A 21621-nucleotide genomic window follows, 5' to 3' on the forward strand; every position below is an offset into this window, starting at 1 on the left:
TTCACGACGGGGTAACCGCCACGGCGTTGGATGAGATCCGAGAGAGAGGAACGGTCGCCATGATCACCACCGTCGTCGCCGGCAACCCCAAGCCCGGCTCGCACACGCTCGAGGCCGCGACGATCGTCGCCGAACGACTCACCGGGTCCGCGCCCGACCACGTCGTCGACGTCATCGCCCTCGGCCCGGGGATCCTCGGCTGGGGCGACCCCGGAGTGCAGGCCGCGGTCGCGACCGTCGCCGCGTCCGACCTCGTCGTGGTCGCCTCGCCCACGTTCAAGGCCACCTACACGGGCGTCCTGAAGCTGTTCCTCGACCAGTTCGCGACGGCCGACGGGCTCGCCGGGGTGACCGCCGTCCCGCTCATGCTCGGCGCCGGTCCCGCGCACCACATGGCCCCCGAGGTGTTCCTCAAGCCCGTGCTCGTCGAGCTCGGCGCCACCGTGCCCGTGCAGGGCCTGTACCTGAACGACAAGCACTACACCGACGAGTCGTCGACCGAGGGCTGGCTCGCCCGCTGGCGGGACGTCGTCCTCGCCGCCGCATCCGCACCGACCAAGGAAGGCACCAGCGCATGATCAAGCCCTACACCGCCGAGTCCGCGGACCCGACGCTCCTCCGGCAGGCGTTCTCCGGGTTCCCCTGCGGCGTCGCCGCACTCTCCGCGATCGTCGACGGCGCCCCGACCGTGCTCGTCGCGTCGTCCTTCACCGTCGGCGTCTCGCAGGACCCACCGCTCGTGATGTTCGCCGTGCAGCACTCGTCGTCCACGTGGCCGGCGCTCGCCGGAGCGGAGTCGATCGGCGTCTCGGTGCTCGGCGAACGGCACGAGAACGTCACGCGGCAGCTCGCCTCGCGCGACAAGTCCGTGCGCTTCGTCGGCGTGGACACGACGGTGTCCGACACGGGCGCGGTGTTCCTCGAGGGGGCACCGATCTGGATGGAGTGCTCGGTGGAGCACACGTACCCGGCGGGCGACCACGACATCGTCGTGCTCCGCGTGAACGGTCTGATGTCCGACTTCGCGCACAGCCCGTTGGTCTGGCACCGGTCGTCGTTCGCGAAGCTGAGCGCCTGACGCGTGACGTCCGTATGCTCGCCGCATGGCTGACTTCACCGCTGAGCAGGCCGCCGTCGTGCGGATCGAACGTGCCGAGGAAGGCCGCTGGGACCTCACGGTGATCAGCGACTCGGGCGTCCGGATGGGACACGGCGAGTACCTCTTCGACGAGGCGGACGACGACGCGGCGGGGGAGCAGGCAGCGGCCCTCGACTTCGTCCGCGGCTACGGCTTCCGCTTCGAACCGGACGCCGTGGTCGCCGACGGGCCCGATGCGTACTGGGCACCGCTTCTGGCGCTCGGCGAGCGGTAGCGTCGGGGTCCCTGCTCAGAGGGTCGCGATCAGCTGCTCGACCCGCGCGCGGATGGCGTCCCGGACGGGGCGGACGCGCTCGATCGGCTGCCCGGCCGGGTCGTCGAGCTCCCAGTCCTCGTAGCGCTTCCCGGGGAACACCGGGCACGCGTCGCCGCAGCCCATCGTGATGACGACGTCGGACTCCCGCACGGTGTCGGTCTCGAGCACGGCGGGGACGGCAGTCGCGATGTCGATGCCCTCCTCCGCCATGGCCTCGACCGCGACGGCGTTGACGCGGTCGGCCGGTTCGCTGCCGGCCGAGAACACCCGGACGCGGTCGCCCGCGAGGTGCTGCAGGTAGCCGGCGGCCATCTGGGACCGGCCGGCGTTGTGCACGCACACGAAGAGCACGGTGGGGCGGTCGGTCACGCGAGTGCCGCCGCCTCGAAGCCGATCAGCCAGGTGACGCCGAAGACGTCCCGCACGGTGCCGTCCCAGTCGCCCCACGGACGTTCCTGCAGCGGGTCCACGACGGTGCCGTCCGAGGCGAGGTCGTCGAACCAGCCGCGGAGCACGTCGGGTTCGGCGGCGCCGAGCAGTGAGAAGAGCAGCCCGGTCGCCGAGAACGAGGTCTCGCCGGTCGGGGCGTCGGCGGCGAACAGCGTGATGCCGCCGCCGGTGAGCTGCCCGTGCGCGACCGCGTCGGCGGGGCCGTCGGTGCGCGAGAAGTCCGCGAAGGTGGCGATGCTGAGCTCGCCGCCGAAGACGTCCTGCCAGCGCCCGAGTGCCTGGAGCGCGGTGCCGTCGAACTGGAAGTAGGGCGAGGGCCCGTTCACGTTCATGCCCCGGACCCTACCGCTCAGACCGCCGCGGCGAGCGTGTCGAACGTCCGGCGCAGCAGGGCCGGAGCGTCCTCGTCGGTGACGGACCAGGTGGCGATCGCGACGTCGAAGCACCCGAGCGCGGCCTGCACGAGGACGGCCGCACCGAGCTCGGCGCCGCCGGGGTCCCCGGCGCGCAGCCGCTCGGTCAGGATCGGCGTCAGGACGTCCGCCCAGGCGAGGTGCTTCTCGAGGTTGCGGGCGCGGAGCGACGGCGTCGACGTCATGACGCGGACCGACCGCCGACCGGACTCGGGGTCCTCGTCGGCGCGGACCATCATGCCGACGAACGCCTCGCGCAGCGCGGTCCAGGCCGGTTCGTCGTCCGGACGCTCCCGGAGCGCCTCCGCGAGCGAACCCCGGTGTCGCAGTGGATCGCCGATGACGGCGTCCTCCTTCGCCGGGAAGTACCGGTGGAAGCTCCGCGCCGAGATGCCGACCTCGGCCGCGATCTGCTCGACGGTGACGGCGTCGAACCCGTCGCGGTCGAACCGGGCGACGGCGACCGCTGCGATCCGCGCGCGCACGGCTTCACGCGTGATGTCCCGCAGTCCGGTCCGCGCGCTCGTCTCACCCACGACGGCATCGTACCGAGGGAGGCGGAACATGACCAAGTTGTCAGAGACTGACAGAACGGGCGTACAGTGTCATCTGCATCGCCAGACACGACGGAAGGACGGCACATGCAGCAGCGCACTCTCGGGACCCAGGGCCTCACGGTCGGATCCATCGGCTACGGCGCGATGGGGACGGTCTTCGCGTACGGGCCCGCCGACGACACCGAGTCCATCGCGGCGATCCGTCGCGCGCACGACCTCGGCGTCACCCACTTCGACACCGCCGAGATGTACGGGTGGGGTGCCGGGGAACGACTCCTCGGTGCGGCCCTGGCGCCCATCCGCGACGAGGTCACCATCGCCACCAAGTTCGGCTTCACTGCGGACGACTGGGCGCCCGACTCCCGCCCCGAGCACATCCGCGAGGTCGTCGACCAGAGCCTGCGGAACCTCGGCACCGACTCGATCGACCTCCTCTACCAGCACGTCCACGACCCGGCGGTGCCGATCGAGGACGTCGTCGGCGTGATGGCGGAGTACGTGCAGGCCGGCAAGGTCAAGTACCTCGGGCTCTCGAACACCGACGGCGACCAGCTCCGTCGGGCCCACGCCGTGCACCCGATCTCGGCGTTCCAGACCGAGTACTCCGTGTTCGCCCGGGAGTCCGAGGAACTCTTCCCGCTCGTCGACGAGCTCGGCATCGGGCTCGTGGCCTACTCGCCGCTCGCGCGCGGGTTCCTCGGCGGGGCCGTCCAGCCGCGGTCCGCCTACCCCGAGGACGACATCCGGCACATGCTCGAGTGGTGGGCGCCGGAGCACTTCGACCAGAACGTCGCGGTCGTCCGGGCGCTGACCGCGATCGCCGACGAACACGGCGTCTCGCTCTCGCAGCTGTCCCTCGCGTGGATCCTGGCGCAGCGGGACGACGTCGTCCCGATCCCGGGGTCGAAGAACCCCGACCGGGTCGCGCAGAACGTCGCGGCGGCCGGTGTCGTCCTCGCGGCCGACGACCTGGCGCGCATCGACGCGCTCTCGCGCGACGTGCGCGGCAAGCGCATCGAGAGCCGGGTCTGACGGGCGTCGGTGGGCAGTGGGCGCGACCGGTGACGGACGGGAGGCGCGGTGCGGGCCCGCATCGCGCCTCCCGTCCGTCAGCCGAACAGCGCGAGGGCCTCGTCGACGACGTCCTCGGGGCGGCCCTCGCCGTGCGTCGCCCACCATGTGAGCGCCGTGCTCGCCGCCGCCGCGAGGGCGTGCGCGCGGACCCGCGTCGCGAGGTCGTCGACCGACCCGCCGTCCCGCTCGGCCACGAACCGCTCGATCACCCCGGTGAGCGCCGTGGACGCGGCCTCCCCGCCGCGCTCGAGGGAGGGGTTCGCGCGGATGACCCGCAGGCGGTGGCGGGTGATCTCGATCGAGTCGTCCGGGAACGTGGCACCGACCCGGTACGCGGCGCGGAGCGCGACCCACGCGGGCTCGGAGGCCGGGCGGAGGCGGAGCTCGTCGGTGAAGCGCACCGCGAACTCGTCGAGGCCGCCCCACACGAGCGAGGCCTTGCTCGGGAAGAGCCGGAACAACGAGCGGCGGCTGACCCCGGCGGCCGTCGCGACGTCGTCCATCGAGACGGCGTCGAAGCCCTGCTCGTCGAAGAGCCGCAGGGCCACGAGCGACACCGCAGCGGGGTCGATCGTCCGCGGGCGTCCGGTCGGCCGGTCGCTCGTCGAGCTCATGGATTCCTTTCGGCACTGAGTGCTACAACTGTGGTGGCGCAGCGAGCGCCTGTCAGTGAGGAGACGACATGACCGACACCACCGCCGGACGGTTCACCGGCAGGACCATCATCGTCACCGGAGCGGGTTCCGGCATCGGACGCGCCACGGCGACGCGCATCGCGAACGAGGGCGGACGGGTGATCGCCACCGACGTCGTCGCCGAACGGCTCGATGTGCTGCGCGCCGAACTCGTCGACGCCGCCGGCCTCGACGTCGAGACCGTCGTCGGCGACGTCGCCGCGCCGGAGACGATCGACGCGCTCCTCGCCGCCGCGGGCGACCGGGTCGACGGGCTCGCGAACGTCGCCGGCATCATGGACGCGTTCCTCCCGCCGAGCGAGGTCGACGACGCCACCTGGGACCGCGTCTTCAGCGTGAACGTCACCGGGCCGATGCGGCTCACCCGAGCGGTCCTGCCGTTGATGATCGCCGCCGGACGCGGTGCGGTCGTGAACGTGGCGTCCGAGGCAGCTCTCCGGGCGTCGGCCGCGGGTGCTGCGTACACGGCGTCGAAGCATGCGATCGCCGGGTTCACGAAGAGCGTCGCGTTCTTCCACGGGCCGCAGGGCATCCGCGCCAACGCCGTCGCGCCCGGTGCGGTGGCGACGAACATCGAGGCGCCGATGCGCAGCGAGTACGCGGCCGGACGGGTGGGGCCGATCATGCAGACGACGATCCCGCCGGTGGCGCAGCCCGAGCAACTCGCGGCGGCGATCACGTGGTTGCTCAGCGACGACTCGGCCAACGTGAACGGCGCGGTGCTGCCGAGCGACGGCGGGCGGTCGGTGGTCTGAGCGGGGCGGTCGGCGTCGAGGGCGGTGGCTACGTCTCGCTGTCGCGGACGAACGCTGCGAAGCCCGGGATCGTGAACTCGAGCGTGCCGCGGTCGGCGGGCTGGATGAGTCCCTTGTCGATCAGTCGTGCACGGGGCGTGGAGAGCTGGTTGCTGCCCGTGTTCAGCGACGCCGCGATCGCAGCGCGCGACACCGGCCCGTCCCCGTGTTCAGCGATGGCTGCGAGCATGCGTCGTTCCGACGGAGAGCATGCAGACCATCGTGCTCGGAACAAGGCATCGAGGTCCGCCTGCATCGCGTCGCGTCCGTGCTCGACCGCCCTGAGCTCGATGGCGCTTCCCGGATCGGGCCGTCCTGCAGCCGTCCAGGCCGCATCCGCGATGAGTTGGACGAAGTAGGGGTATCCCTGCGCGATCGCGAGCGCACGGTCGACCGCGGGCTGCGTCCAGTGGACCCCGAGTGCGCGAGCGGGTCCGATGAGTGCGATCTCCTCGGCCTCGCGGTGGAGCGGCCCGAGCGGGCGGTACGCAAGCCGTTCGCTGAACGTGACGATCCCGGCGATGGTCTCGGGTGCGTTCGGGAGCCCTGCAGCGAACACGGCCGCCGGGACGTCCGCGCCTTCGGCTTGGAGATGCTGCCAGGCGTACACCAGCGTCCGGAGGCCCGAGGGATCTGCGGACTGGATCTCGTCGATCAGGATCACCAGTGGTCGTTCTGCGACGGCTGCCCGGATCACTGCCTCGAGAGCGCGCGCTCCGGACTGGTCCGGACGGTCACCGTCGGTCGGTGGTCGGAACGTGCTGGTCGCGGTCGCGATGCCGGGGACCCCGACCGAGAGCTGCAGTGTCTCGATCCGTTCCCGCAGCCCGGTCCTGACGTGCTCGGCCAAGCCGTCCGTGATGGTGTGGACACTCGCTGCGATCTGCGCGATGAGTCCTTGCTCCTCGCCCGCGGTCACCCACACCGTCGCCGCGCCGCGGGCCGACACGCGCCGCTGGTACTCGCGGAGCAGCGACGTCTTCCCGAATCCTCGGGCGGCGTGGTCGACGCGGATCCGTCCGACGAGCCGCCCGAGGTCGATGAGCGTCGAGAGGCGTTCGTCGACCTCGGCGAGCTGCCGGGCGCGACCGGGCACGATCCGTGCGACTTCTCCGGGCGTGTACGGACTCGGCTGCATGAATCCTCGATCGATTGTTATGAAACTGCTCTTTCATAACAGTGTATCGGCGCGGGTGACGCCGCCTACACTGCCGACATGACCGAGGTCCCCGACGCCCGCTCCGACTGGGGCCGGTTCGCCCCCGACTCCGTCGAGCGGCGGATGCTGAGGTGATTTACCAACAGGGGGCGGAGTGGTAGAAAACTACCGATTGCGGTAGTTTTCTATCACTATGCAGCTCCAACGCCCGTTCGCCTCCGTGACCACTGCGGTCGACGGCGACGTGCTGATGGTGCTCTCCCGAGCGGCCGGACCGATGACGATCGCGGACATCAGTCGGCTCGTGCCCGATCGCTCGTACGCCGGCGTGCGGAACAGTGCCGACCGGCTGACGGAACAGGGCATCGTCAACGGGTTCCGGACCGGACGGACGAAGGCGTTCGCGCTGAACCCCGACCACCTCGCCGCTAGTGCGGTCCGAGCGCTGGCGGACATGCGGCGCGAGCTCCTCGAGCGGCTCACCGTCGGGTGCGACGGCCTCCCACTCCGGTACGGGGCCGTGTTCGGCTCCGGTGCCCGGGGTGAGATGCGGCCGGACAGTGACCTCGACCTCTGCTTCGTCGTCATCGCCGGGCGTCGTCCCGAGGCGGAGGACGCCGTCCACGCGCTGTGCGAACGCGCGCAGAGGTGGACCGGGAACGTCGTGCGTCCCGTGGTCTTCGACGAGAGCGAGATCGACGCTGCGGATCCGCTCCTCGCGTCCGTCGCCAGGGACGGTGTTCCCATCGCAGGTGATGGTCGTTGGCTGTCCCGGAAGCTCCGTACGCTGGCCGGGTGACACCGCGTACCGGCACCACCGCGCAGGGCGACGAGTCGTTCCGCCGGGGCCGACTCGCGAAGGCCACCGAGTTCCTCGACGCTGCCGACACGCTGCGCGAGCTCGGGGGAGAGTCGGGGGTGCTCACCTCGACGTCGCCGTTCGCGAACGCCTTCGTCGTGCAGTGCGTGCTGAGCGGGATCGCCGCGGCGGACGCGATCTGCGTCGCGAGGACCGGCAGGTACTCGCGGACCGGTGCCCACGACGAGGCCGTTCCGGTGCTCCGAGCGGCGGCCGGGCAGGCGGTCGCGAAGCACCTCGAGGTCCTCCTCGCCGTGAAGAACAAGGCCGAGTACAACGCGAAGTCCGTGAGCGACACGGACATCGTGCGCGCGGGGGCGGCGGCCGAGGCACTGGAGTCGGCGGCGCGCTCGAACTGAGCGGCCGCCTACACTGCCGACATGACCGAGGTCCCCGACGCCCGCTCCGACTGGGGCCGGTTCGCCCCCGACTCCGTCGAGCGGCGGATGCTCGACGACACCGGGACCGCACTCGGGCTCGTCCTCCGTCCCCGCACCGTCGTGCTCGACCGTGCCCGGGTCGAGGTCGAGGGCATCGACGCCGACGACCGCGTGGTGGTGCAGCTCGTGGCGAACCAGGGCGCCTACAAGCCGGCCTGGCGCAACAAGGTGATGGCCGACCTGTTCAAGCTGCTGTGGTTGCGGCAGTCCGTCCCCGGGGCCGAGCGGGCCGTCCTCGTCGTCGCCGAACCGGCAGCGCGGGCGCTCGCCGGGTGGGTCTCGGTGGCTGCCGAGGACCTCGGGATCGAGGTGCTCGTCTGGGACGGGCGGACGGCGGCGCCCTCGCAGCGCTGACCCCGTGCAGTCGTTCACACGTTCGCAACACATGTGGCCAGACTCCGTAACACGAGCGTCCTAACCTCATCACCAGCAGCGGATTTCCGCGTCGCAGACGAACCCGAGCTCGCGACGCACGCTCTCCGCCATACGAGACCGAGCCTGCGTGCTCGCCGACGGTATGGAGGAACGGATGACCACAGCAGCGGTCCGGGTGGACGCGGTGCGCAAGGTGTACGGCAGCGGTCCGAGCGCCATGGTGGCCCTCGACGACGTCGAGCTGACGATCGAGCCCGGGAAGTTCGTGTCGCTCATCGGCCCGAGCGGCTGCGGGAAGTCGACGCTGCTGCGGCTCGTCGCCGGCCTCGAGCCCGCCGACCGCGGCGACGTGCAGGTCCACGGCGTCACCCCGGCGCAGGCGTGCGCGGCGAAGCTCATCGGCCTCGTGCCCCAGACGCCGGCGCTGCTGCCCTGGCTCACCGTGCTGCAGAACGTCTCCCTCGCCGGACGGGTCAACCCCGGTGCCGGTCGTCGGCGCGCCGCGATCGAGGACCTCGCGGAGCGCGGTGCGGACAGCGGCCCGGACATGCGCCAGCTGCTCCGGATGGCCGGGCTCGGCGAGGCGGAGGACAAGCTGCCCGCCCAGCTCTCCGGTGGCATGCAGCAGCGTGCGGCGATCGTCCGGGCGTTCGGCCTGCGCCCCGACGTGCTGCTCATGGACGAGCCGTTCTCGGCCCTCGACGAGTTCACCCGCGAGGCCCTGCAGGACCAGCTGCTCGACCTCTGGGACGAGCTGCGGACGACGGTGCTCTTCGTCACGCACTCCGTGTCCGAGGCGGTCCGGATGTCGGACACCGTGGTCGTGATGGCGCCGCGTCCCGGGCGCATCGTCGACGTCATCGACATCGACCTGCCGCGACCGCGGAACCAGCGTCTGTTCGAGGAACGGCGCTTCCACGAGTACGAGGACCTCGTCCGCGAGCGGTTGCACAACGCGTGGCGTGCGACGGACGCGGCCTGAGGGAGACGACACGATGACCACCACCAGCACGACCTCCACCGCCTCCGCCACGACCACCACCGCCGAGTCCGAGGCCGCAGCGACCCGTCGGCCGCTCCCCGGTTGGATCCGCCCGACGGTCTGGGCGCCCCTCGTCGTGATGCTCGCCGTCCTCGCCGTGCTCTGGCAGATCGGCGCGACGACGATGCCGTACCTGCTGCCGCCGCTGCCCGCGGTGGGGGAGACCCTCGCCACGCAGCTGCCCTACTACCTGCAGAACGCCGGGATCACCCTCGTCGAGTCGCTCGTCGGCCTCGGCATCGGGTTCGTGGCCGCGTTCGTCCTCGCCGTGCTGACGAGCGAGCTGCCGATCGTCCGCCGCGCGGTGATGCCGATCGCGATCGTCCTCAACGTGACGCCGCTCGTCGCGATCGCCCCGGCCCTGGTGGTGGCGTTCGGGTTCGGCCCGCTGCCGAAGCTCGTGATCACTGCGCTCATCTGCTTCTTCCCGATCCTCATCAACACCGCGGCCGGGCTCCGGTCCGTCCCGCAGCCCGTGCTGCAGGTGTACCGGACGATCGACGCGTCCCGCCTCGAGATGCTCGTGCACCTGCGGATCCCGAACGCCCTGCCGTTCGTCTTCGCGGCGCTCCGCATCGTGTTCCCGCTGTCGATCATCGGCGCGGTCGTGGCGGAACTCTCCGCCTCCGGGTCGACGGGCGGGCTCGGCACGGTGATCAGCACGGCGTCGTCGATGAACCAGCTCGCAGTGGTGTACGCCGCGATCGCGATCCTCGCGGTGATGGGCGTGGTCCTGCTCGGACTCATCTCGCTCGTCGAGCGGCGGGTCCTCCGCTGGCACCGCACCGCGAACGAGTGACGGCGACCGCCGCCCGACGCACCGACCCGCCACCGCACCGCCCCGCGACCGCACCGCCCGGCCACCGCACGCCGCCCCGCGGCCCAGCAGCACCACCCGTCGGCGCGAGCCTGCCCACGCGAGGCCAGCCGCGCCTCCAGGCCGACACCCGACGACCACCCCGACCCACACCCCGCGCCCGCCCCGCCCCCGCCCTGCACCACCCATCCCTTCCCACAGGAGTGACCATGCAGCACCGCACCCACCCGCACCGCACCCGCCCGCACCGCACCACGGCCGCGCTCGCGGCCCTCGCCGCCACCGCCGCCGTGGCCCTCGCCCTCACCGGCTGCAGCACCGGCTCGAGCGCGGGCACCGGCTCGTCCGAGGGCAGCGCCATCTCCGCCGAACGGTGCAAGGAGAACAAGGCCGCCGGCCCCATCACCTACCTGTCCGGCTACCAGTACCAGTCCTCGGCGTCGATCCTCGAGTACATCGCGGCCGACGAACTGGGCTACTTCAAGGACCTCTGCCTCGACGTCACCCTCAAGCCCGGGTCGGGCGACACCGCGCAGAACACCAAGCTCCTCGCGAGCGGCCAGGCGACCGTGTCGGCCGTCGCGGAGCAGGACCTCATCCAGGCCCGGGCGAACGGCATCGACATCACCGGCATCTCGTCCTACTCGAACGCCGGGCTCGACATCCTGATGACGAACAAGGACATCACGAAGCTCCCGCAGCTCGACGGGAAGGTCGTCGGCCACAAGGGCTACGTCCCCGCCTCCGTCCGGGCGATGATGGAGAAGGCCGGTGTGGACTGGGACTCGCTCACCCTGGTGAAGGAGGGCTACGACCCCTCGGTCCTGCCGCGCAAGCAGAACGGTCTCGAGGCCCTCACCGGCTTCGTGTCGAACGAGCCGAACCTGCTCAAGGCCGCGGGCGACGACGTCACCGTGTGGCAGCCCGTCGACTACGGGATCCCCTCGTCGATCGGCGCGATGGCCGTGAACCCCGCGTTCGCGAAGGCCCACCCGACCGCCGTCGAGGACGTCCTGCGCGCCGCCCTGCACGCGTACGACTTCTGCGCGTCGAGTGCCGCGAAGACCAAGCAGTGCGTCGGGTACGCCGCGAAGCTCTCCGGCGCGACCTACGACGAGGCGCAGAACGCGAAGATCTGGACGACCGAGACGAAGGTCATCGCGGACAACCCGACGCCGGGCCAGCCGCTCGGGGGGATCGACCCCGAGAACGTGTCGAAGCTCGTCGACATGCTGCACCAGTTCGACATCGTGAAGAGCTCGGTGACCGCGGACGACGCGAAGAGGTGGTTCACGAACGAGTACATCGACGCGATCACGAAGGACGGCGAGACCGTCTGGCCCGCGCCGTGACCACGGTGGGTCGCGCGGACGCGCGACCCACCCGGCACGACGTGACACGCACCGAGCAACGACCAGAGAGGCGGCGCACCATGCCCGCGAAGGAGTACGGGATCTTCCTCCCGATCGGCAACGGCGGATGGATGCTCTCCACCACCGCACCCCACCCCGAGGCGACCTACGCCTGGAACAAGCGCGCAGCCCTGCACGCCGAAGCGATCGGCCTCGACTTCGTGATGTCGATGGCGAAGTGGCGCGGCTTCGGCGGGAGCACCGACCACTGGGGACGCTCCCTCGAGTCGATGACGATGATGGCCGGGATCGCCGAGGCGACCGAGCGCGTGAAGATCTGGGCGACCATGCACGCGAACGTCCACAACCCGGCTGTCGCGGCGAAGATGTACACGACGCTGCAGGACCTCTCCGGGGGTCGGGCGGGCATGAACATCGTCAACGGGGCCTACGCGGCCGAGTTCGAGCAGTTCGGGATCTGGGACGCCGGCCTCAGCCACGCCGACCGCTACCGGATGACCGAGCTCTGGACCGAAGCGGTCACCCGCCTCTGGACCGAGGACAGCGTCACGATGCACACGCCCTACTTCGACCTCGACGCCTGCGAGTCCCGCCCGCACCCGGCCAGCAGACCGACGATCATCAGCGCCGGCAAGTCCGAGGCCGCTCGCGCGTTCCAGGCGAAGTACGCCGACGGTGCGTTCCTCGCGGCGGACAGCCTCGACGAGATGCGCGACCTGTCCCGCGACGTCCACGACCGCGCGGCCGACGAGGGTCGGGTGTGCCGGACCTACTCGATGCTCACCGTCGTGCAGGACGAGACCGACGAGGCCGCGCAGCGGAAGGTGCGTGAGTGGGGTGCCGGCGTCGACCGCGAGGCACTGGCCTCGATGCGGGCGTCGTGGGGCGTCCCCGCCGAGCAGGCCCGTGCGTGGGCGGACGGTGCTGCGGGTGAGGACGCGTTCCAGACCGCGTACGTCGCCGGTTCCGCCGAGACCGTCACGGAGCACATCGAGTACATCGTCGACCGGGGCGAGCTCGACGGCCTCATGCTGATCTTCCCCGAGTACGACCAGGACATGGTGCGCTTCGGCGAGACCGTCCTGCCGGCACTCCGCCAGCACGACGCGGCGGTCGTCCGGTGACCGGCGGCAGCAGCGGGCTCGACCCGCGACTCGCCCGGTTGCTGGACGGACCCTCGTCGTCCGGTGCTGGTGGCCGCACGCCGGCGCTCGTCGTCGTCGACGTGCAGCGCGACTTCGGTGAACCCGCGCGCATCGCCGGCTACGGGCTCGACGACCGTGCGTTCGCCGCGGTGGACGCCGCGATCGTCCGGATCGGCGCCCTCGTCGACGAGGCGCGAGCCACCGGCGTCCCCGTCGTCTGGGTCGAGCTCGGCAGCGACCCGTCCGCCCCGTGGCACAGCAGCACGTGGCTGCGCGGCGGTGCGCTCGACGGACCGATGCCGGAGGACGAGCCCTGCCGCATCGGCACCGCCGGCGCTGAGTGGTACCGCACCGCGCCGGCGCCTGGTGAGACCCGCGTCGTCAAGCGCGGCTACAGCGGGTTCCTCGGCACGGACCTGGAGGCGCGGCTCACCACCGCCGGGATCGGCTGGCTGACCGTCGTGGGACTCACGTCCGAGTGCTGCGTCTTCGCGACGGCGCAGGACGCGATGCAGCTCGGCTGGCCCGTCGTGGTGCCGTCGGACGCCACCGCCGCCTACGACATCGACGTGCACGACGCCGCGCTCACGATGATCGAGCTCAACGTCGGTGTCGTCACGGACGCTGCCGAGACCACCGCGCTGTGGCAGGCGTGGGCGGCGTCGCCAGTGGGTGCCCCGTGAGCGGCATGCACATCGCCTACGACCTGTCCTTCACCCACACCGAGGGGCGCTGGGCCGCACCCGGCAGCTGGGTCGGCCAGGACTTCCCCGACGTCCGCATGTACATGGAGGTGGCCCGCACGGCCGAGCGCGCCGGGGTCGACATGCTGTTCTTCGGCGACGGCTCCGGTGTCCCGAGCACGTGGCGCGGCAGCATCGACCCGGCGGTCGAGTGGGGGATCCAGTGGCCCCGGCAGGACATGTCGCCGGTCATCGCGGCGATGTCGACGGTGACCGAGCACATCGGGTTCGGACTCACCTACTCGTCGACCTTCACGCACCCGTTCTCCACCGCACGGCTGCTCAACTCGCTCGACCACGTCACGGGCGGCCGGATGGCGTTCAACGTCGTCGCGTCCTCGCGGGGTGCGGACGCCGCGAACTACGGCTCCGACCACCTGATCGACCACGACCTCCGGTACGAGCGGATGGAGGAGTTCATCGGCGTCTGCCGTGCGCTCTGGGACTCCGTGGCGCCGGACGCGATCGTCCGCGACCGGGCGACCGGGCGGTTCGCCGACCCGTCGCGCGTGCACCCCATCGACCACGACGGCCGGTTCTTCAAGGTGCGGGGGCCGCTCGCCAGCGTCCCGAGTCCGCAGCGCCACCCGGTCGTCGTGCAGGCGGGCAACTCGCCGCGGGGCATCGCCGCGAGCGCGTCGTTCGCCGACCTCGTGTTCGGGTTCGGGGCGAGCGTCGCCGGGCAGCTCCGGCACCGGAACGCACTCGACGCGGCACTGACGGACGCCGGACGGGACCCCGCCGCGGTCGGGATCCTCTGGGCGACCCAGGTGATCGTCGGCGCGACGCTCGCCGAAGCCCAGGCCCGACGGGACTCGCTCCTGTCGTTCTGGAACCGTGAGGCCGTCGGGACCTTCATCTCGCACAACGCCGGGTACGACTTCTCGACGCTGCCGGCCTCCTTCCGGCTCGGGGACCTGCGCGACGAGATCGTCGCCGCCCAGGCGAGCCCGGCCGGACTCGTCGGCAGCCTGGTCGCCGAGTTCGGGGAGGACCACACGATGGACCGCGACGACTTCTTCGAGCACGGGTGGCGCGCGGCGACCGGCCTCGACCACATGCTCGTCGGCGACGCCGCGGGGGTGGCCGACGCGCTCCAGGAGAACTTCGCCGCGACCGGTGGGCGGGGCGGCTACATGCTGTCCAGTCCGCTCGGGATGCCGTCCGGGTTCGCCGACCTCAGCGAGCTGCTCGTGCCGGAGCTCCGCTGCCGCGGGGCCCTCGCGCCGCGGTACCCGGGGGCCACGCTCCGCGAGAACCTGGCGGTGTGAGGTGACCCCGGCCCGTCGGTGGCTCGCGCTCGGCGGGCTCTGCCTCGGCTTCTTCATGCTGCTGCTCGACGGCACGATCGTGTCGGTCGCCCTGCCCGACCTCGGGCGTGACCTCGGCGCCGACGCGTCGACGTCGGTGTGGGTGAACAGCGCCTACCTCTTCGCGTTCGCCGTCCCGCTGCTCGTGGCGGGCCGGCTCGGCGACCGGTTCGGACACCGGCGCGTGTACCTCGTCGGGCTCGCGGTCTTCACTATCGCCTCGGTCGGGTGCGCGGCCGCGCCCGGGATCGGCGCCCTCGTCGGCTGGCGTGCGGTCCAGGGCCTCGGCGCGGCGCTGCTCACCCCGCAGTGCCTGACCGTGATCCGGTCGCTGTTCGAACCGCCGAGGCTCGCCGTCGCGCTCGCCGTCTGGAGCGCCGGCGGCGGGGCAGCGACGGTCGCCGGGCCGATCGTCGGCGGGCTGCTCGTCGAGGCGTGGGGGTGGCCGTCGGTGTTCCTCGTGAACGTGCCCGTCGGGATCGTCACGGCGATCGCGGTCCTCCGCTTCGTGCCCGTCTCCCGGCGCATCGCGGTCCCGCTGCCCCTGTTCGCCGTCGTCGGCGTGACCGTGGGGGTCCTCGGCGTGGTCGTCGGCGTGCAGGGCACGGACACCGGGCTGCTCGCCGACCCGGTCGCCCGTGGCGGTGCGGTCCTGCTCGGCGCCGCGGTGGTGGCGGCCGTCCTCGTCCGGCAGCGGCGAGCCGGCGACCGCGCCCTCGTGCCGCTCGCCCTCTTCCGCGACCGCGGTTTCGTCACCGGGTCGTGGGGCGCCACGGCCGCGTCGTTCTGCGTCGGGTCCGCCCCGATCCCGCTCATGCTCGAACTGCAGCAGACCCGCGGGCTGAGTGCGGGATCGGCGGCCCTCGTGCTCGTGCCGATGGGGGTCGCGTGCCTCGCCTCGGCGCCGTTCGTCGGCCGCATGACGAACACCGCCGGGCCCCGGGCGACCGCGACGGTCGGAGCCGTCCTGCTCGTCGTGTCGGTGGCACTGACCGCGGTGCTCGTCGGTGCCGCGGCGCCCCTCTGGACGATCGCCGCGGCCTTCACCGGGTTCGGGATCGCGAACGCGTTCGTCTGGTCGCCGTTCTCCCTCGCCGCGGTCCTCGGTGCGGGTCCCGCGACGGTCGGGGCGGCATCGAGCGTCTTCAACACCGTGAAGCAGCTCGGCGCCGTGCTCGGCAGCACCGCGACGGCCGTGCTGCTCGCCACCGCGGGTGACGCGGTCGCGCTCGGTGCGCTCGCGCTCGTCGCCTGCGGTGCCGTGGTCGCCGCGCGTGCGCTGTCCGGCCGTCCGGGTGCCCCGGTCGTCCTGACCGGCGTGATCGTCCACGGTGCGGGGGTCGGGCACGACCTGGGGTTCCCCACCGCGAACCTGCGGCCCGAGGACGAGTCTGCTGCTCCCGTCCCCGCCGACGGGGTCTACGTCGGATGGCTCGCGGCTCCCGTCGGCGCTCCGCCACGGCAGGCCCTCGTGTCGATCGGCAGCAACAGCACCTTCCCCGACCGACCGCGCACGGTCGAGATCCACGTGCTCGACTTCGACGGCGACCTGTACGGCTCGGTCGTCGAGCTCACCGTCGGCCGGCGCATCCGACGCCAGCGCACGTTCCGCGGGCCGGACGCGCTCGTCGCCGCGATGCGGTCCGACGAGCGTCGGGCCCGTGCGGTGCTCGCCCGCTCCTGACCGATCGTCCCTGACCGTTCACCCCTGACCGTTCGTTCCCCGAGGAGGACCCCGTGCACGACCACTTCATCGAGGACCCGCTCGACATCCGTGAGGCCATCGCCGAGGTGCCATCTGTCGTGGCCGCGATCGCCGCGTGCGTCGACGGTTCCCCCGTGGTCATGGTGGCGACGTCCTTCACCGTCGGCGTCTCCTACGACCCGCCGTTGGCGACGATCGCCGTGCAGCACTCGTCCACGACGTGGCCCGACCTCGCAGCAGCGCCGACGCTCGGCATCTCGGTGCTCGGCGACGGACACGGGCCGCACACGGCGCAGTTGGCGTCCCGGGACCGTGCGCGACGCTTGCACGGCATCGAGTACGCCACCGCCGGGTCCGGTGCGGTCTTCCTCGACGGTGCCCACTCGTGGTTCGAGTGCTCGGTCGAGGGTGTCCACCGTGCGGGCGACCACGACATCGTGGTGCTCCGTGTTCTCCGGGTCGCGCGGGATGCCGCCCGGTCTGCGCTCGTCTGGCACCGGCCGGCGCGCTCGGCCGATCACCCCCGGACGGGGGCGCGTGCCGGAGTGAGCACTCCTCCGTAAGATGAAACAATGTCAGCAGCGCCCGCAGGTTGGTACGACGACCGTGACCCAAGGTTCGTCCGCTACTGGGACGGGCAGGCCTGGACCGAGCACGTTCAGCTCAAGCGGTCAACGCAGGGGGACCCCGGTGCCCGTATTCCGGACGCTGACGATACGGCCGCGCCTCGGACCCGTCGGGACGCTCGAGCGGCCGATCGGTCGAGGCGAACAGAATCTCCCGGAGACGGGCCCAAACCGATCGACAAGCTGTCGAAACGTGAGGCGCGAGAGCGGTTGCGCGCCGCGGAGGAGCGAATCGAGGCTGGCGAAGCAGTCGTTGCACGCTACAAGATGCGCGCTTTCGACGATGTTGACGAATACCGGGCCGAGCAGGAACGCCAGATCACCACCCTTCGAGCCCAACTCGCGACTGAGCAAGCGGAAGCGCGCGACCTGTTGGCGAAGGAGCTTGCATCGGCTCGCGAGCGATTTGCGGCTGAAGAGGCGGTGGAGCGGCGCAAATCCGAAGAAGCGGTCACCAGCGCCGAGGACCGTGTCCGCGAGGCTGTTCGACAGGTTGCTGACGCCAAAGCTGCTCAGGAAAGGCTCAACGCGGACATCAGCGTTCGAAGAGCCGAACTCGTGGACCTCGACGCAGCAGTGGAACTACAAGAGGTCGGGCTCTTCGATTTCGACAACCCCGCCGCATCGTCGACGGAACTGGCAGCGAAGCTGGAGGCACTGCGCTACCGCATCAAGAACGCCGTCCGCGACAAGAGAGCGGTGACGACGGCGCCACGCTTCACGTTCAACAGCTCAGAAGCGCAGGGTCGAAAATTCATGACGGACATGGCGAAGGTGCTGCTGCGGGCGTACAACGCGGAAGCCGAAAACGCCGTGAAGGCGACTCGCGCAGGCAACCTGCACGTCGCCCAGACGCGACTGAGTAGGGCTGCGGAGCAGATCGCCAAGAGCGGCACGATGATCGACCTCCGCATCGAGCCGAGCTACCACCGGATGCGGCTTGAGGAAATTGCTCTTGCTAATGAGCACCTCCGGACCGTGCAAGCAGAGAAAGAGCGTGAACGGGAGCGTCGAGCGGACCTCCGCGAGCAGCAACGAGCTGCTGCTGAGTTACAAGCCGAGCACGACCGCCTGGAGAAAGAACGTCAGCACTACTTGTCCACGCTCGCGGCCTTGCAAGCCAACGGTGACACTGAAGGTGCCGCTCGTGTTCGGGCCAGACTGGAGGATGTCGATCGCGCAATCACCGACGTGGACTACCGAGCAGCGAATGTGCGAGCCGGTTACGTCTACGTCATCTCCAACGTCGGCGCGTTCGGAGAACGCATGGTGAAGATCGGCATGACGAGAAGGTTGAAGCCGATGGATCGCGTCATCGAGCTCGGAGATGCATCGGTGCCGTTCCGCTTCGACGTGCACGCGTTGTTCTTCGCTGACGATGCGGTGGGGGTCGAGACGATGCTGCATCAGGCCTTCGCGAAGCAGCGGGTGAACAAGGTCAACCTGCGCCGTGAGTTCTTCTACGTCACGCCGTCGGAGGTTCTCGATGCTCTCAAGAGCCACTCGGTCGAGGTGGTTGAGTACACCGTTGAGCCCGCCGCGGAAGAGTTCCGTACGAGCGAACTTGCGGTGGACGCGTTCACGCCGGCGCTAGTGGAGAACGCGACGATGCGGAATGCAGCGTCAGTCGCTTCCACTGGAGACTGATGTTCGCATTGTGTTGAAGGGAAGTGCTCACCCGCCGATTCTCCCAGCCCCTGTGATGCCTCCGCGAGGTGCCATGAGGAGCTGGCAGGCGCGGGGCGTTGCGTGTCTTTCCGATGGTCCACGAATGAGAACGGAGCCGCATTGAACGCACTCCCACTCGTCCTCGGGCTCGTGCTGGTGGTCGGCGGATTGGCGTGCATCCCGTGGGTGGTGCAGCGGAACCGCAACCACGCGCCCTCCGACCGTGGACGGCTGATCGCAGTCGTGATCGCACTCGTCATGCTCGTCGCCGGCGCGCTGCTCCTCCGGTGAACGTCGTTGACTGACTCGCTGGCGCTCTGGGTCATCGGCGGCGCCTTCGTGCTCCTCGGCTGCGCGACCGCGGTGTCGCCGGAGGCGATGCACGACTTCCTGCAGCGGCAGATGCGCATCGTCCAGGGCAAGAAGGCAGCTGATCGTCACGCCCGGTTGCCCACGGCACTCTTCCGGGCCGTGGGCATCGCCATGCTCTGCGTCGGCATCGTGCTCGGCGTGTTCGCTGCGACGGGCGGCTGAGCGCCGAAGGGCCCGCTCAGCCCCGCACGACCGCCGCCACCGTCGCCACGACGACCTCGCGCCGCCGCGCCGCCCCCACCTCGTCGGTCAGCCGGGCGTACTCCGGCGTCGCACCGCTCCACAGCGCAGCGGTGTGGATCACGATCCCGAGCAGCTCCGCCGCCGAGAACGTCGTCGGCAGCCGACCGTCCCGCTGCGCGTCCTCGATCGCCCGGAGCTTGGCGGCGTTGCTCCGGACGACGGCGTCGATCGGGTGCGAGGTGTCGCCCCGCTCGAGCCGGTACCAGGTCGCCAGGCGCTGCACCCAGGGTCGGTGTGCGTAGGAGTCGTGCAGGCGTCCGGCGTACTCGGGCAGGTCGTCGGCGTCGATCGTGACCTCGTCGAGCGTCTCGGCGACCATCGCGTCGAAGACCGCGTCGAACAGGCCGTCCTTGCTGCCGAAGTAGTGGTAGATCTGCGCCTTGTTGCTCGCGGCGGCGGCGGCGATCCGGTCCACGCGCGCGCCGGCGATCCCGACCGCGGCGAACTCGTCGCGGGCGGCGACGAGGAGTCGGGCGCGGGTGGCGTCGGCGTCGCGGGGCATCGGCATCCGTCCAGGTTATCAACCGGACGGTTGACAAGCGAGTGGCGAAGGTGTTCCATGAGTGCTGTCAACCAACCAGTCAGTTAGGAACACCATGTCTGTCTTCCTCGTCACCGGTGCCTCGCGGGGCCTCGGCCGCTCGATCGTCACCGCAGCCCTCGCCGCCGGTCACCAGGTGGTCGCCGGGGTCCGGGACCTCCACGCCCTCGACGACCTCTCCAGGGCGGAGCTCGTCCCCGTCGCGCTCGACGTCACCGACCCCGACGCCGCTCGTGCAGCCGTCCGCACCGCGGTCGAGCGCTTCGGTCGGCTCGACGTGCTCGTGAACAACGCCGGGTACGCGAACCTCGCCAGCATTGAGGACGTCGACCCCGCCGACTTCCGCGCCCAGGTCGAGACGAACCTGTTCGGCGTGGTGACCCTCAGCCAGGAGGCCGTGCACGTCATGCGCGAGCAGGGCTCCGGGCACATCGTGCAGGTCTCGTCCGTCGGCGGGCGCATGTCGACGCCGGGGCTCGGCGCGTACCAGACCGCGAAGTGGGCCGTCGGCGGGTTCTCCTCGGTGCTCGCGAAGGAGGTCGGCCCCCTCGGCATCCGCGTCACCGTCCTCGAGCCGGGCGGCATGCGCACCGACTGGGCGGGGTCGTCCATGACGGTCGCGCCGGTCCGGCCGGAGTACGAGGCGACCGTCGGGGCGTCCGCACGGATGCACGGGGGCACGAGCATCGGTGCGAGCGACCCGGACCTGGTCGCCGAGGTCGTGCTGCAGGTCGTGGCGATGGACGAGCCGCCGCTCCGCCTGCTCGTCGGCCCGGACGCGTTCGAGCACGGGACGGCCGCCGGCCGCGCGCTCCTGGCCGAGGACGAGCGGCACGAGGCGCTCAGCCGGTCGACGCAGGCGGCCGACGCGACGCCGGAGCAGCTGGACCCGCTGGCACGCGCCTGAGACGCGACCACCTGACGGACGGGAGGCGCGGTGCGAGCCTGCACCGTCCCTCCCGTCAGACGGGCGGTACCGTCTCCACGCGCTGCGCGACAGTCCACGGGCCGGTGGGCGCGTGCACTGTCGGTGAGCGCAAGAACACACCCTGCGTGGTCGCCCCGCGACACGCGCCGTTGCGCGCCGCGGGGCGAGTGGCCGGCCGTCGGGTGCGGCCGGTTCGAGGAGCGTAGGCCGGCTTCGCACCCGGTGGGGGAGTCCTGCGGTATGCCGAACCCGGCGTGCGGGTCCACGCAGGCAGACGTCCGGTCAGGCGGACGCGAGCGCGCCCATCTCGCCGACCACGGCGCGCAGTCGGACCGCGAGCTCGTCCGGGCCGCCGACGGTCTCGCGGTGCGCCACCTCGGACAGCGCGGACATGACGAGGGCCACCGCGGTGCGGGCGGTCTGCTCGTCGGTCCGTGTGCCGACCGTGGCGAGCAGGGACTGCCTGGACTCGGCCATCCACTGCATGACCATCGGGGCCATCTCCGGGCGGAGCACGAGCAGCTCCTTCATCCGACGCCGGTCCTGCGAGAGGGGCACGGTGGCGGCGACGAGGCCGCACAGGTCGTCGATGAAGCGCCCCTCGGCGGTGGCGAACCAGGTCGCGGCGGCCGGCGGGACCTCGACCGTGTCGAGCCCGAGCGCCGCGTGCGCCTTCGAGGAGAAGTAGTTGAAGAAGGTCCGGGGGGAGACGTCGGCGTCGGCGCAGATCTGCTCCACGGTCACCCCGTCGAGGCCGTGCGCCGAGACGAGCGTCAGTGCGGCGTCGTGCAGCGCCGAGCGGGTCTGCTGCTTCTTCCGTTCACGCAGCGAGCACGGCTCCGTCGCCGTCGTCGTCGCGGGGGTGGTGGTCACGGTG

At 71.2% G+C, this 21621-nt stretch carries 27 protein-coding genes; 20 read left to right on the forward strand and 7 right to left on the reverse strand.

What is annotated here, in order from left to right:
- Window positions 1–59: 59 nt before the first annotated feature.
- From J2X60_RS11890 to J2X60_RS11900, 3 genes are read left to right on the forward strand one after another with little or no spacing between them, the layout of a single operon-like run.
- Complete coding sequence (locus J2X60_RS11890; RefSeq protein WP_092384449.1) at window positions 60–578, forward strand: NADPH-dependent FMN reductase; 519 nt, start codon at window positions 60–62, stop codon at window positions 576–578.
- Entirely contained in the window at window positions 575–1078 is a 504-nt protein-coding gene (locus tag J2X60_RS11895; RefSeq protein WP_071295318.1) for a flavin reductase family protein, read from the forward strand. Before J2X60_RS11890 ends, J2X60_RS11895 begins: the two co-directional genes overlap by 4 nt.
- 25 nt (window positions 1079–1103) lie before the next feature.
- A complete protein-coding gene (locus tag J2X60_RS11900) occupies window positions 1104–1373 on the forward strand; it encodes a hypothetical protein (RefSeq protein ID WP_309887701.1) in 270 nt (89 codons plus the stop codon).
- Between the two features lie 15 nt (window positions 1374–1388).
- On the opposite strand, the gene J2X60_RS11905 is transcribed toward J2X60_RS11900, so the two are convergent.
- From J2X60_RS11905 to J2X60_RS11915, 3 genes are read right to left on the reverse strand one after another with little or no spacing between them, the layout of a single operon-like run.
- Window positions 1389–1784: an arsenate reductase ArsC gene (locus tag J2X60_RS11905; protein ID WP_070416866.1), complete on the reverse strand. Its 396-nt coding sequence runs from the start codon at window positions 1782–1784 to the stop codon at window positions 1389–1391.
- Window positions 1781–2197 (reverse strand): VOC family protein, encoded by a 417-nt coding sequence (locus J2X60_RS11910; protein WP_175495971.1) that lies wholly within the window; start codon window positions 2195–2197, stop codon window positions 1781–1783. Before J2X60_RS11910 ends, J2X60_RS11905 begins: the two co-directional genes overlap by 4 nt.
- 17 nt (window positions 2198–2214) lie before the next feature.
- Complete coding sequence (locus J2X60_RS11915; RefSeq protein ID WP_309887704.1) at window positions 2215–2814, reverse strand: TetR family transcriptional regulator; 600 nt, start codon at window positions 2812–2814, stop codon at window positions 2215–2217.
- Window positions 2815–2919: 105 nt separating this feature from the next.
- On the opposite strand from J2X60_RS11915, the gene J2X60_RS11920 reads away from it, so the two are divergent.
- Entirely contained in the window at window positions 2920–3867 is a 948-nt protein-coding gene (locus J2X60_RS11920) for an aldo/keto reductase (RefSeq protein WP_309887706.1), read from the forward strand.
- A 77-nt stretch (window positions 3868–3944) separates the two neighbouring features.
- On the opposite strand, the gene J2X60_RS11925 is transcribed toward J2X60_RS11920, so the two are convergent.
- On the reverse strand, window positions 3945–4523 hold the full coding sequence (locus tag J2X60_RS11925; RefSeq protein WP_309887708.1) for a TetR family transcriptional regulator: 579 nt from the start codon (window positions 4521–4523) through the stop codon (window positions 3945–3947).
- A 68-nt stretch (window positions 4524–4591) separates the two neighbouring features.
- On the opposite strand from J2X60_RS11925, the gene J2X60_RS11930 reads away from it, so the two are divergent.
- Window positions 4592–5359: an SDR family NAD(P)-dependent oxidoreductase gene (locus tag J2X60_RS11930; protein WP_309887710.1), complete on the forward strand. Its 768-nt coding sequence runs from the start codon at window positions 4592–4594 to the stop codon at window positions 5357–5359.
- A gap of 28 nt (window positions 5360–5387) precedes the next feature.
- On the opposite strand, the gene J2X60_RS11935 is transcribed toward J2X60_RS11930, so the two are convergent.
- Complete coding sequence (locus J2X60_RS11935; protein WP_309887712.1) at window positions 5388–6536, reverse strand: ATP-binding protein; 1149 nt, start codon at window positions 6534–6536, stop codon at window positions 5388–5390.
- Window positions 6537–6750: 214 nt separating this feature from the next.
- Between J2X60_RS11935 and J2X60_RS11940 the strand changes: the two genes are divergently transcribed.
- From J2X60_RS11940 to J2X60_RS12005, 14 genes are all read left to right on the forward strand, one after another.
- Window positions 6751–7356, forward strand: coding sequence for a nucleotidyltransferase domain-containing protein (locus J2X60_RS11940; RefSeq protein WP_309887714.1), 606 nt, complete (start codon window positions 6751–6753; stop codon window positions 7354–7356).
- The gene (locus J2X60_RS11945; RefSeq protein ID WP_309887716.1) at window positions 7353–7775 is read left to right on the forward strand and encodes a hypothetical protein; all 423 of its coding nucleotides are present in this window, start codon (window positions 7353–7355) and stop codon (window positions 7773–7775) included. Before J2X60_RS11940 ends, J2X60_RS11945 begins: the two co-directional genes overlap by 4 nt.
- Before the next feature lie 21 nt (window positions 7776–7796).
- Window positions 7797–8210 (forward strand): hypothetical protein, encoded by a 414-nt coding sequence (locus tag J2X60_RS11950; protein ID WP_070416859.1) that lies wholly within the window; start codon window positions 7797–7799, stop codon window positions 8208–8210.
- A 175-nt stretch (window positions 8211–8385) separates the two neighbouring features.
- Window positions 8386–9213, forward strand: coding sequence for an ABC transporter ATP-binding protein (locus tag J2X60_RS11955; protein ID WP_309887718.1), 828 nt, complete (start codon window positions 8386–8388; stop codon window positions 9211–9213).
- Between the two features lie 13 nt (window positions 9214–9226).
- Window positions 9227–10072 carry an ABC transporter permease gene (locus J2X60_RS11960; protein ID WP_309887720.1) on the forward strand — a complete coding sequence of 282 codons (846 nt, stop codon included), beginning with the start codon at window positions 9227–9229 and terminating at the stop codon, window positions 10070–10072.
- Window positions 10073–10299: 227 nt separating this feature from the next.
- A complete protein-coding gene (locus J2X60_RS11965) occupies window positions 10300–11442 on the forward strand; it encodes an ABC transporter substrate-binding protein (protein WP_309887722.1) in 1143 nt (380 codons plus the stop codon).
- 80 nt (window positions 11443–11522) lie between these two features.
- The gene (locus J2X60_RS11970; RefSeq protein WP_309887724.1) at window positions 11523–12587 is read left to right on the forward strand and encodes an LLM class flavin-dependent oxidoreductase; all 1065 of its coding nucleotides are present in this window, start codon (window positions 11523–11525) and stop codon (window positions 12585–12587) included.
- The gene (locus J2X60_RS11975) at window positions 12584–13291 is read left to right on the forward strand and encodes an isochorismatase family cysteine hydrolase (protein ID WP_309887726.1); all 708 of its coding nucleotides are present in this window, start codon (window positions 12584–12586) and stop codon (window positions 13289–13291) included. The genes J2X60_RS11970 and J2X60_RS11975 overlap by 4 nt, the downstream gene beginning before the upstream one ends.
- 5 nt (window positions 13292–13296) lie before the next feature.
- Window positions 13297–14622, forward strand: a complete 1326-nt coding sequence (locus J2X60_RS11980; protein WP_309887935.1) for an NtaA/DmoA family FMN-dependent monooxygenase — start codon at window positions 13297–13299, stop codon at window positions 14620–14622.
- Window position 14623: 1 nt separating this feature from the next.
- A complete protein-coding gene (locus J2X60_RS11985; protein WP_309887728.1) occupies window positions 14624–16345 on the forward strand; it encodes an MFS transporter in 1722 nt (573 codons plus the stop codon).
- Window positions 16346–16398: 53 nt separating this feature from the next.
- Window positions 16399–16929 carry a flavin reductase family protein gene (locus tag J2X60_RS11990; RefSeq protein WP_309887730.1) on the forward strand — a complete coding sequence of 177 codons (531 nt, stop codon included), beginning with the start codon at window positions 16399–16401 and terminating at the stop codon, window positions 16927–16929.
- A gap of 9 nt (window positions 16930–16938) precedes the next feature.
- Complete coding sequence (locus J2X60_RS11995) at window positions 16939–18639, forward strand: DUF4041 domain-containing protein (protein WP_309887731.1); 1701 nt, start codon at window positions 16939–16941, stop codon at window positions 18637–18639.
- A gap of 141 nt (window positions 18640–18780) precedes the next feature.
- On the forward strand, window positions 18781–18951 hold the full coding sequence (locus J2X60_RS12000; protein ID WP_309887733.1) for a hypothetical protein: 171 nt from the start codon (window positions 18781–18783) through the stop codon (window positions 18949–18951).
- 6 nt (window positions 18952–18957) lie between these two features.
- The gene (locus tag J2X60_RS12005; protein ID WP_309887735.1) at window positions 18958–19194 is read left to right on the forward strand and encodes a hypothetical protein; all 237 of its coding nucleotides are present in this window, start codon (window positions 18958–18960) and stop codon (window positions 19192–19194) included.
- A 16-nt stretch (window positions 19195–19210) separates the two neighbouring features.
- Here J2X60_RS12005 and J2X60_RS12010 read toward each other — a convergent pair whose 3' ends face one another.
- Window positions 19211–19783 carry a TetR family transcriptional regulator gene (locus tag J2X60_RS12010; protein ID WP_254790801.1) on the reverse strand — a complete coding sequence of 191 codons (573 nt, stop codon included), beginning with the start codon at window positions 19781–19783 and terminating at the stop codon, window positions 19211–19213.
- An 88-nt stretch (window positions 19784–19871) separates the two neighbouring features.
- Here J2X60_RS12010 and J2X60_RS12015 point away from each other — a divergent pair, with 88 nt between their 5' ends.
- On the forward strand, window positions 19872–20723 hold the full coding sequence (locus J2X60_RS12015) for an SDR family NAD(P)-dependent oxidoreductase (RefSeq protein ID WP_309887738.1): 852 nt from the start codon (window positions 19872–19874) through the stop codon (window positions 20721–20723).
- Window positions 20724–21026: 303 nt separating this feature from the next.
- On the opposite strand, the gene J2X60_RS12020 is transcribed toward J2X60_RS12015, so the two are convergent.
- A complete protein-coding gene (locus J2X60_RS12020; RefSeq protein WP_070416852.1) occupies window positions 21027–21617 on the reverse strand; it encodes a TetR/AcrR family transcriptional regulator in 591 nt (196 codons plus the stop codon).
- Window positions 21618–21621: the final 4 nt, after the last annotated feature.

The organism is Curtobacterium sp. 320 (assembly GCF_031455235.1).
Taxonomy (GTDB): Bacteria; Actinomycetota; Actinomycetes; order Actinomycetales; family Microbacteriaceae; genus Curtobacterium.